General features: G+C 46.6%; 3 protein-coding genes and 1 pseudogene. All 4 read left to right on the plus strand.

The features are described from left to right. Positions 1–299, plus strand: a pseudogene (gene rplB, locus PGX78_RS07415) (50S ribosomal protein L2); the annotation flags it as partial. Between the two features lie 21 nt (positions 300–320). Then, the gene (rpsS, locus tag PGX78_RS07420) at positions 321–596 is read left to right on the plus strand and encodes a 30S ribosomal protein S19 (protein ID WP_006943090.1); all 276 of its coding nucleotides are present in this window, start codon (positions 321–323) and stop codon (positions 594–596) included. Between the two features lie 15 nt (positions 597–611). Continuing rightward, complete coding sequence (rplV, locus tag PGX78_RS07425; protein ID WP_006943096.1) at positions 612–947, plus strand: 50S ribosomal protein L22; 336 nt, start codon at positions 612–614, stop codon at positions 945–947. A 13-nt stretch (positions 948–960) separates the two neighbouring features. After that, the coding region (gene rpsC / locus PGX78_RS07430) for a 30S ribosomal protein S3 (protein ID WP_270446238.1) at positions 961–1,619 on the plus strand (659 nt) is incomplete at its 3' end.

Here is a 1,619-nt window from a genome sequence, read left to right on the forward strand (position 1 = left end):
CTTCCGGCGAATTGCGTCAGGTTCATGTAAACTGCCGCGCTACAATCGGTGTGGTCAGCAACCCGGATCATGAAAACATTACAATCGGCAAGGCCGGTCGTAGCCGTTGGTTGGGCGTTCGTCCCGGCAACCGCGGTGTTGTAATGAACCCGTGCGATCATCCCCATGGCGGTGGTGAAGGTAAGTCGCCTGTCGGTCGTAAACGTCCGGTTACTCCTTGGGGTAAACCTGCTTACGGCGTGAAGACACGTGACAAGAAGAAAGCTTCCAATAAGTTTATCGTGAAGAGACGCAAATAGGTCGTGAAAGGAGATATATAAGTGTCCAGATCCGTAAAGAAGGGCCCGTTTGTCGCTGCGCATCTCGTTAAGAAGATCGATGCAATGAACGAAGCCAACGAAAAGAAAGTAGTAAAAACCTGGTCTCGTGCATCTACGATTTTGCCGAACTTCGTCGGACATACGATTGCCGTTCACGACGGCCGTAAGCACGTGCCCGTATATGTTACAGAAGATATGGTTGGTCATAAATTGGGCGAATTCGCACCTACCCGTACATTTAAAGGCCACGCTAAATCGGAAAAAGTTACAAAATAAGGGAGGTAATGACAGATGGAAGCAAGAGCAATTGCTAAACACGTCCGTATCGCTCCCCGTAAAATCCGCATCGTAGCCGATTTGGTCCGGGGAAAAAATGTGAGCGAAGCTATGGCAATCTTGAAGTTTACACCTAAAGTCGGCTCCAAGGTTGTAGAAAAAGTCATTCGCTCTGCAGCAGCCAATGCGGAACATAACAATGATATGAATGTCGATGCTTTGTATATTTCGGAAATTTTCGTTGACCAAGACTCGACAATGAAACGTATCCATCCGCGTAGCCGTGGACAGGCTTTCAAAATTCTTAAAAAATCCAGTCATGTGACTGTAGTAGTAAAAGAAAGAGCGTAAGGAGGGAAATGTAGTGGGTCAAAAAGTAAATGCCCATGGGTTTCGTGTCGGTGTTGTAAAACCTTGGGATGCCAAATGGTATGCTGAAAAAGACTATGCAACACTTTTGAACGAAGACGTACGAATCCGTGAATTCTTAAAGAAACAGCTCTATATCGCAGGTGTTTCCCGTATTGAAATCGAACGTTCCGCAAAACGGATCAAATTGGTTATTCACACTGCAAAACCGGGTATGGTTATCGGCCGCGGCGGTGCAGGTATTGAAGATATTAAAAAAGCATTGAAGGCTTTTACGGATAAAACCGTAGACGTTAACATTGCTGAAATTAAACAGTCCGAATTGGATGCTACACTCGTAGCTGAAAACGTGGCAAGCCAGTTGGAACGCCGTATCGGCTTCCGTCGTGCCATGAAACAGAGTATCGGCCGCACTATGCGTATGGGTGCACAGGGTATCAAAATCATGTGCTCCGGTCGTCTCGGCGGTGCTGAAATCGCACGTAGCGAAAGCGTACGTGACGGTTCCATTCCTTTGCATACAATTCGTGCGGATATTGATTACGGTACGGCAGAAGCACATACAACGTACGGTTGCATCGGTATCAAATGCTGGATTTACAAAGGTGAAATTTTACCGGAAGCTAAAAAAGCTCCGCAAAATAAGCGTGAAGG

Origin of the sequence: Megasphaera sp. AF13-6AC, assembly GCF_027685385.1 — a bacterium.
GTDB classification, from domain to species: domain Bacteria; phylum Bacillota; class Negativicutes; order Veillonellales; family Megasphaeraceae; genus Megasphaera; species Megasphaera micronuciformis.